This is a genomic window from Nocardia sp. BSTN01, from assembly GCF_015354405.1.
Lineage (GTDB): Bacteria > Actinomycetota > Actinomycetes > Mycobacteriales > Mycobacteriaceae > Nocardia.
In genome coordinates, this window is sequence record NZ_JADKYP010000039.1 from 60711 (window position 1) to 69817 (window position 9107).

Below are 9107 nucleotides of genomic sequence, written 5' to 3' on the forward strand. Positions count from 1 at the left end.
TCTTCACCTGCCAGGATTTCTCCCACGGGGAAGGAGGATCTGATTTGCTGTCGCAGCTTTTCGGCCACCCGGCCGGAGCGCTCGCCGAGCACACTCGACGCTCCACATACCGCACTATCGCCGATACGGCTGCAGTAACCGGCAACTGAAACCGAACATTCTCGGCGCAACGCCCCTTCAGTAGGACTGCATCGCAGAGGCCGGCGTTTCGGACTGGGAAGTTGTCCATCCACTCGATACGACCGTTCAGGGAGGCGAAATGACCAGCACCAACCCCTTCGACGACGACAATGGCCGATTCTCGGTTCTGATCAACGACGAGGAACAATATTCCATCTGGCCGACCTTTGCGGAGGTCCCCGACGGGTGGGATGTCGTGTTCGGCGAAAACAGCCGCGACGCCTGCATCGAGTACATCGAAAAGAACTGGACCGATATGCGGCCGAAAAGTCTGCGTGACGCGATGGCGGCCGACGACACGGCACGCAAAAACGACAAGCCCAAATCCTCGACCCGCCGCCGCAAATAACGAACAGTTCCACGGCGCCGGATTCGATCGCTTCACATGGCCGGCACATCTGAAGTCCAGCATTGAAATCTCTTCTCCGATGGAAGGTGATCTATGGGCAAGGGAAAGCACTCGGCTACCAAGACGCACCGAAGAATGGCGATTTCGGCGGTAGGGACGGGAGTTGCCGTTTCGATGACGCTGGCGCTCACGGGAACCGGCCTCGCGAGAGCCGACGCTGCCCAGACCGCCCCAGCAACAGAGTCGAATCGCTCCGAGTCCGGGCAGCCGGCGCAGTGGCCTGCGGCCGAACCGCCGAACGTACATCCGTACGAAGGGCTGAAGATTCCGGACAACACATTCAGCTCGCTACAGTGGGCACGCCCGACGCCGGAGCAGAACTACCTGGCTCCGGTAGGCGTACTACATGCCCCCGTCCCGGTCGCACCGGTGCCGCCGATCGCACCGCCGGCCGGAAAACTGCGCTTCGGTGATGTTCAGGTCGATGCCCCCGAGTGGCTCTACCGGGAGCAAGCGATCCAGCTCAACGACGGCGCTGCGGTTACCGAGGCCAATATGGCGACCTTCCTCGACTCGGTGGGAATGGAACGCAGCCGATCGGACCGCATCGCAGGCGAAGCTCTCGGTGGTGCCGCGATCGGTGCGGTGACAGGTGCCGCGGTAGCTAGCCCGTTCGCACTGGTCGGAGCAGTCGTCGGCGGTGGAATAGGACTTGCCGTCGGAATGCCGTTCGCGCCGATCGGCCTTGCCGCGGGCCCGGTCGGCGCCGCTTACGGAGCCGCGCTCATGGCTGTCCCACTGGCGGCCATCGGTGCCGCGGCCGGTGGAACCCTCGGTGCGGTGCACGCTCTCACCGCTCCACCGAGAACGGTCGGGATGCTTCGGACATCGTGATCCAGAGCGTTGTATGTGTGGCGCAGTTCAGGATCGCCGCACATACAACGCCCGATCGAGCTCCTGTGAAGAAAATGTTTCCGATCCAAGATCCCTGTGGCGTCGAATAGCTGTCGATGCCATTCGTGGGCGGGGAGCCCGGAAGGCAGGCGGCCCGTGTGAGTCGGATTCCGCGGCCGTTGCGTGTCGATCCAGCTGAGCTCGCTCCGAGACGACGCATGCAGGTCGGATGCTGCCGGCCCCTGTGCGGGGATGTCGGCAGCTGATCGGCTCGACGACGTCGCCACGTCGCTACGTCTGTGAATACGAGGTCCCGGACGGCGGAACTGCTTCTGCCGCCCTGAAACACCCACTGCACTGTTCGAACACCGAGCAGCGCACGGGAGAGACCGCACTCGGCTGCACACACAGAATTCCATCCGGGAGATTCGTCCATGATGTCGAAGGTGCACGCACGACCGATGCGCTCGGCACTGTTGCGAGGGATGTCGAGCGTATTCGTTGCGGCTGCCGTTACGGCAGCCGGGTCAGCAGCGGCGCAACCCGGCGATGGGTCATCGCCCGATGCGCGGCAGTGTCCTCCCCTGTATGTCCTCGGGGTCCAAGGGACAGGCGAATCATCGCCTGATGCATCGGTTTCCGTCGATGACGGCATGCTTTCGGCAGTGCTTGTCCCACTTCTGTCCAGAGTGGGGCCACAGGGGGCAGGGCACGCGTACGTCCCGTACCTGGCTTCGTTCGGCGGCATGGTGCCCGGCGGGCCTACGCCGTATTCGTACTCGGCGGCCGAGGGTCTCGACCGCCTGCAGTCGATGGCACGCGAGATCGTCGGCCGATGCTCGCATACCGAGCTGGCGCTGATCGGTTATTCGCAAGGGGCGCATGTTGTTTCGATGTTCGCGCAGGAAGTCGGGGCCGGCGGCGGCGCGGTTCGGCCGGATCAGGTCGCCGCGGTGGCACTACTCGCCGACCCTACCCGTGGCCGGGCCGCACCTGTGTTTCCAGGCGTCCCGGGTAAAGATCGGCCGGATCCGGCGCCCGACACCGCCGGAACGGAAGTGGCCGAGTTGCCGCGGTTTTCGCTACCCACTCCGCCGGGTGGCGGCATCGGCCCGATCCGAGACATCACCGAGAATTTCGGAGCGCTCACCGGGCGGGTGGCGTCGCTGTGCCTACCCGGAGACCTGGCGTGCGACGCACCCACCGATTCCCCGCTACTTCATATGATCGCGACGATGGCCGGGCAGGTCGAATTCAACCCCGACGACCCGGTGGCGACACTGTTCTCCATCGCGGGCACCATCCAGGCGACACTCACGAAAACGCTGGCAACGGCGGTGACCGAGGACCCGCACGGCTATTCGCTCGGAACCCTGTCTCTGACATCGGAAAAGACACTCAGTATCCGGCTCGCCGAAGCCGCCGACCCGCGCGTCCTCGCGGATCCGGAGTCTCGCGACGCGCTGCTGAAACTGGCGACCGCCGCGTTCAACACACTTCTCGCGATCACGGGGACCGCACTCGCACTGTCCACCTCCGAGTTTTCCCAGATCGCGACCGCTGCATCGGCCGACCCGCTCGCGGGGCTAACCCGCCTCGCCCAAGACGTCGCGTCGGCCTCGCACCATCCGCCGGCACAGCCCGAAGCGTTCCGGCCACTGACTCAGATCTTCGATGCCGTCGGTCGGCTCGGTGCCGACAACGCCGAGTTGCTCGACCCGCACACGTGGCTCCGTTACGCCGACACCGTCCACCGACACGGCGCCTACGCAACCGCCGGCATGAGCGTCCGCTCCAGCACCGAAGTGCTCGCCGACTGGTTCACCGCCGTGGCTCGCGACCTCGCCGGTCCCCATCTCTCCCGTCGAACCCACGGACCGCTCGCCACCGCCCCACCCTCGATCTCGGCACCGACGACCCCGACCGCCTCGCCTCCGACGCTGCCGGCAAGGCCATCGGACACGATTCCCGTCACCACACCCTCGCCCCCTGCCGACCTGCCGGTCACGATGACACAGCCCACGCATCTCCGCAGCGCCCCTTCTTCCCACGGGACCGACCGATCGAACAGCCGACTGCACTGGCTGCTCTTTTTGATCGGCCTCATCCTCCTCGCCAGAATTTCGACCGCCATCCGAAACCACTTACGCCGTCCACAAGCCCCAGCAACGGCTGTGAAATCAAGTCACCAAGAGGACGACATGCCCGCTCTTATCGAAATCAACAACCAGTCCGCCGAATTGCACCACCGAGGCGACGTTTCCTATACCATTCGGGAAAGTATCACCTCTGTCGAACCGGACGAAGACGGGGAAATAATGAGAACGTAGATTCGAATAGTTTTCGAACCAACGATCAAGCCGGTACAGAGCCCGGTGCAGAACAATCGGTTCCACAGGGCCCGTCCTCGCTTACCGGTATGTCATCGTGCATGAAGGGCGAAATCCTACGCCGCATCAGCCAGGACCTTCAACTTCGGCCCAGATACCGTATCGCTCGACTGCGCCACTCCTTCGCATGCCATGCGATGAAGTGCGATACTCGCCCGCCGATCGGCTCGAGACCTTGGTTGCGAAAGCTTCGACTGGCATATACGCCGTCTATTTCCACCAGAGATCAGGGATGCGATTCGGACCTTCAGCCGCACTCACACCTCTCGAGTCCGGTTCCGGAACAGGTAATTCTGTCGGTCCTCGGCGACAAATAGAACTACCCGGTTCCCTTGTGTCGAAATACGCAACAGCTGAGTACATATGCCCACACCTCGATCGGGAGCTTTGTATTGGATTTCACCATGGACGAGAACCAGGATGCGGTCGCTGAAATCGTCGTACGATTGCTGGAACGGGAGAGCACACGCGATATCGCCCTGTGGTCTGCCCTTCTCGACAGCGGACTTCTGTCGGCGCCACTGCCGCCGCGTTACGACGGAGACGGCGCGGGGGTGCTGGAAGTAGCGGCGATGCTGACAGAGTTGGCAACCGACGCCGTGGAGGTGCCCGTACTACCGACCCTCGGTTTCGGGGTCCTCCCTCTGCTACGAACCGCGCCGGATATGTTGGCGGAGAAGATCTTTCCAGCTGTCGCCAAGGGGGCGGTACTCACGGCAGCGCTCAACGAACCTGGTGCACCGTTCTCGGCAGGCCTGGAGACCACTGCGGTCACCGACGGCAACACGGTGCGAATAAGCGGCCACAAGGTACACGTGCTCTACGCGAACCTGGCGCGGTGGATTCTGGTGCCGACCGATTCCGGTCTCGCTGTGGTGGATGCGGAAGCGCCGGGTATCGGCCGCATCCGAAACATATCCTCCAGCGGACTCCCGGAGTTTTCGCTGTATTTGGACAACGTATCCATACCAGCGGAGCAACTTCTTCCCGAAGGTATCCCACCGTTGAATCGATCGGCGCTGGCCGCGATCGGTTCGGTAGCAGACGGCCTGTTGAAGGGTGTACTGAGGCGGACCGCCGAACACCTCCGTATCCGGCACCAGCTCGGATGTTCCTCCGCGCGGTACCGAGCGGCCTCACAGCACATTGCCGACGTCTACCTCACCTCCCGTGGGTTGCACTCGGCCACGTTGTCGGTGAATCGGGCGCTCGCGCAGGAGAACGACGGGCCGGAGCATTGCGAACGCCTGGACACCGACCTCGCGGTGCTGACGTACTGGGTCGGCGAAGCGCTGCCGAAGGCAATGCACACGTGCCGACAGCTCAACGGTGAAATGAGCACCGAAATCACCAGGCCGTTGCGCCGCTACTACTCACAAGCCGAGATCATCGCCCGCATGCTCGGCGGCACGGCGCTCCGGCTCGATTGCCTCAGTACCGGATGCACTCTGTCGCGACTGCAATATCGAGAAACTGCGCGAGATCCGCTCAGTGTCGCGTCGACGACGACTGCCGTCGCCACGATCTGACGGACTTCGTCCGGCGTCGGCACCGCTCCCAGCCCGCGTGCACCGGCTCCCGGAGACCGGTTCAGCCGGTGAGAGGAACCGGTCTCCATCCGGCCTACCGCCCCTGGTCCTGCCGGCATCCGACGAAACCTTATCGAGTCCCTGAACCTACTGGCACACTTGTGAATTGCGGCAAATACATGCGCACTACTCAGTCGGTTTCACAGTCCAGAGAGGTTTTCATGCCGGACCCGTCCGAAAACGCCCCTGCGACACGGAGTCGCAGCCCAGTGGGGCTGGACGTGACGCGGGCAAGCATCGCTCGCGTGTATGACGCGACTCTGGGCGGCAAGGACAACTACGAAGTCGATCGTTTCGTGCGCGACAAGGTCGCTGAAATCGCACCGCGCCAACGTGATGTAGCGTGGATGAACCGCCAATGGCTGCACCGAGTGGTCCGTTACCTCACCGGTTCCGTCGGCATCGACCAGTTCCTCGACCTCGGCGCCGGCCTCCCGACCGTCTGCAACACCCACGAAATCGCACAGCAGCACAATCCCACCGCACAGGTGGTGTACGTCGACAACGATCCGCTGTGCACCCTCCACGGCCGAGCCCTGCTCCAGAGCAACGAACACACTCATTTCGTGTCGGCCGACCTGACCCGGCCTCAGACCTTGCTGGCTCATCCCGAGATCGCCGCACATCTCGATCCGAGTCGTCCCCTCGCTCTGATCCTGTGCGGCGTTCTCCACCATGTGGACGCCGACGTCGACCCTGCCGGAGTCATGCGCCGGTACATCGACGCGATACCGGTCGGCTCCTATGTTGCGATCACCCATTTCTGGGACCCCGCCGACGGATCCGCGGCGCACGAAATGGCTGTCCAACTTCAACACCGGTTCATCACGTCGGGCTTGGGGTCCGGCTGGTACCGCACCAGGGACGAAATCGCCTCCCTGTTCGGCGATTTGGACATACTCGCCCCCGGACTCGTCGAACTGGACGACTGGTGGCCTATGGGGCCTGCACTCGAGCCACGATGCATCGAGAAACGGCTACTGCTCGGCGGTGTCGGGCGCAAGACGGCGAACTCCACCGTGATCCCGTTCCCGTCCTGGACCAAGCACACGTAACGCGAGAACTCGTGACCGGGCACCGCACAACACCCACAATGAACTAAACAGTCGGGGCACACGCGATCGACATTGCCGGCGCACGGGCCATTCACGTTCACGCCGAGGTGTGCATCGCGATAATGGGGGTAACGGTGTGGATGCGCGCTCCGGTCGACACCATTTGTCGAGCGCGCCACCTGGGGCGGTCGAGGCGGTCACGATGCAGATGCGGGGCGGCTTTGCGGCTTCGAAATGCCCCCGAGAATCGGTGAGCCGCCATGGCCAATCGCGCGTTCGGTAGCGCGTCGGCCCGAAGCTACGACTTCAAGTGGTCATTGGGCCGTATAATCATTTTATCAATGACCCGAGTCTATGATTGTTCGAATTATTCGGACGCGGGCGGTATGCATGCCAAATTACCACCCGCGTCCGACATAATAGGAATCTCATGAACGAGACTCCATAGACGACCGAATTACTTGCCGGAACCGGAAGCTCCGATCAGAAATTCAGAGATAGGCAGAACAGAATGCAGTCCTGGTAAATCGCCGGATTCTGTCACCACACTCCGTTCTAGCGAATTGACCATTCGCATGACTCAGGGGGGATCACCCCTGGTCAGGCCCGCCACAGCGCATGCACCCCCAGAGAGGAGCGTCCAACGCTTTCACGGGCAGAGAAACAACCGGCCGCATATCGGGGAGGTAAAGCGACCGGATTGCAGTCACAGCACGATACCGAGCAGCGAGTGCAGCAGGTTCACGACAAAAGTCAGAATCACAGGTGATCACCTCCCTCCGAGGACATTCTTACCTTATTGGAGCTCCCCCTGGGCCCGAGCTGAGACATTACACAAAGCCGCCGGAGATACAAACTCACATAAACGACCCGAAACAATGCCGCGCGAAGAGGACACGCGCGATTGCCGCACCTTTTCCACGCTTCCTGGATGCCAATCCGAACTGGCGTTATCGCGACCCTCGCCGTTATCGGATCGGCTCCGAAGAACCCGCAAATTCGATGCCCAAAGATTTTATTCCCGGTCGCGTCACGAATGCGCCTGCAGCTGCCGCGCGTTGTTTGCAAGTGTCCGGTTGGTTATACAGCACCGTATGCAAGTGACCGGGCAGTAGGCAGAGCGCGAATCGGCGCCGGATCCGGCGAACACGCCGATGTGGCGATAAGACATCGATCCAGGGCGTCGATATCGGCGAATGTTTACACCTGAGCCGATCGGTCTGCCTTCACTCGGTCCGACCACCACCGACCTTTCGACCGCGGCCACCGGGGGTGCCCCCAGTGGCCGCGGTTGCCAGGTCACCAACCCGACCCATCATTGATCTGACCTGAATACCGGTCCCTGACAGTCGACGATTCCCGATTGAGCCGTCGGCAGGCGATTGCCCGCCGACGGCTCAGCCGCACCCACCATCAGAGGTACGTGTAGGACACTCCGTTGCTGGTTCCTCCCGGAGTGGTGACGGTGACCAGTATCGTTCCGACCGTGCCGGTGGGCGCGATCGCGGTGATCTGGGTGGCGGAGTCGACACTGAACGAACTTGCCGGTGTGCCACCGAAACTCACCGCGGTCGCACCCGTCAGATCCGTACCGGTGATGGTGACCGCGGTCCCGCCGGCCGCCGTGCCCGACGTCGGACTGACCGCGCTCACGGCCGGCACCGCTGCGTAGATGAAGGAGACGCCGTCGACGGTTCCTCCCGCGGTGGTGACGGTGACCAGTACCGTCCCGGCCGACCCGGCAGGGGTGACCGCGGTGATCTGGGTGTCGGAATCGACAGTGAACGATGCCGCCGGGGTGCCACCGAAACTCACCGCGGTCGCTCCGGTCAGACCCGTTCCGGTCAGCACCACCGTGGTCCCGCCTGCTACCGGGCCGGCGTCCGGCGCGATGGCCGTCAGAGTCGGCACCGCAACGTAGGTGTAGGACACCCCGTTACTCGTGCCACCCGCGGTGGTGGCGGTGACCAGTACCGTCCCGGCCGACCCGGCAGGGACGATGGCCGTGATCTGGGTGGAGGAATCGACACTGAACGAAGCCGCCGGGGTCCCACCGAAATTCACCGAGGACGCCCCGGTCAGGTTCGTGCCGGTGAGCACGACCGTGGTACCGCCGGTCACCGGGCCGGTAGCCGGCGCCACCGTGGTCAGCGTGGGAGTCGCCGCGTAGGTGTAGGCGACGCCGTTGCTGGTGCCACCCACGGTCGTGACGGTGACCAGTATCGTCCCGGCCGACCCAGCGGGAGCGACGGCGGTGATCTGCGTGGCGGAGTCAACGGTGAACGAGATAGCCGGTGTGGCACCGAAACTCACAGCCGTCGCACCGGTCAGAGCTGTCCCGGTCAGCACCACCGTGGTCCCACCTGCAACCGGGCCGGCGTTGGGCGCCACCGTGGTGAGGGTAGGCACCGCGACGTAGGTGAAGGAAACACCGTTGCTCGTGCCACCACCTGTGGTGACAGTGACCGACACCGTTCCCGCCGACCCCGCTGGGGCGACGACGGTGATCTGGGTGGCGGAATCGACCGCGAACGACGTCGCCGGTGCGGCACCGAAACTCACCGAGGTGGCCCCGGTCAGGTTCGTCCCGGTGAGCACGACCGTCGTCCCACCTGCCACCGGGCCGATGTTGGGGACCACCGTGGTGAGG

6 protein-coding genes are annotated in these 9107 nt (G+C 63.4%); 5 read left to right on the plus strand and 1 reads right to left on the minus strand.

Annotated elements, in window-relative coordinates:
- Window positions 1-259: 259 nt before the first annotated feature.
- The 5 genes from IRT45_RS25635 (at window position 260) to IRT45_RS25655 (ending at window position 6457) form a co-directional block, all read left to right on the plus strand.
- Window positions 260-529 carry an MbtH family protein gene (locus IRT45_RS25635; RefSeq protein WP_194808426.1) on the plus strand — a complete coding sequence of 90 codons (270 nt, stop codon included), beginning with the start codon at window positions 260-262 and terminating at the stop codon, window positions 527-529.
- 174 nt (window positions 530-703) lie between these two features.
- Window positions 704-1423: a hypothetical protein gene (locus IRT45_RS25640; protein ID WP_228535064.1), complete on the plus strand. Its 720-nt coding sequence runs from the start codon at window positions 704-706 to the stop codon at window positions 1421-1423.
- A 434-nt stretch (window positions 1424-1857) separates the two neighbouring features.
- Entirely contained in the window at window positions 1858-3753 is a 1896-nt protein-coding gene (locus IRT45_RS25645; protein ID WP_194808427.1) for a cutinase family protein, read from the plus strand.
- Window positions 3754-4217: 464 nt separating this feature from the next.
- Window positions 4218-5342 (plus strand): acyl-CoA dehydrogenase family protein, encoded by a 1125-nt coding sequence (locus tag IRT45_RS25650; RefSeq protein WP_228535066.1) that lies wholly within the window; start codon window positions 4218-4220, stop codon window positions 5340-5342.
- Between the two features lie 221 nt (window positions 5343-5563).
- Window positions 5564-6457: an SAM-dependent methyltransferase gene (locus IRT45_RS25655; RefSeq protein WP_194808429.1), complete on the plus strand. Its 894-nt coding sequence runs from the start codon at window positions 5564-5566 to the stop codon at window positions 6455-6457.
- Window positions 6458-7870: 1413 nt separating this feature from the next.
- Here IRT45_RS25655 and IRT45_RS25660 read toward each other — a convergent pair.
- Window positions 7871-9107, minus strand: a 1237-nt coding sequence (locus IRT45_RS25660) for an IPT/TIG domain-containing protein (RefSeq protein WP_228535068.1), incomplete at its 5' end; no start/stop codon positions are given.

Coding starts and splice junctions, on each gene's coding strand:
- IRT45_RS25655 (WP_194808429.1), top strand. CDS start 5,564: ATGCCGGACCCGTCCGAAAACGCCCCTGCGACACGGAGTCGCAGCCCA.
- IRT45_RS25640 (WP_228535064.1), top strand. CDS start 704: ATGACGCTGGCGCTCACGGGAACCGGCCTCGCGAGAGCCGACGCTGCC.
- IRT45_RS25645 (WP_194808427.1), top strand. CDS start 1,858: ATGATGTCGAAGGTGCACGCACGACCGATGCGCTCGGCACTGTTGCGA.
- IRT45_RS25635 (WP_194808426.1), top strand. CDS start 260: ATGACCAGCACCAACCCCTTCGACGACGACAATGGCCGATTCTCGGTT.
- IRT45_RS25650 (WP_228535066.1), top strand. CDS start 4,218: ATGGACGAGAACCAGGATGCGGTCGCTGAAATCGTCGTACGATTGCTG.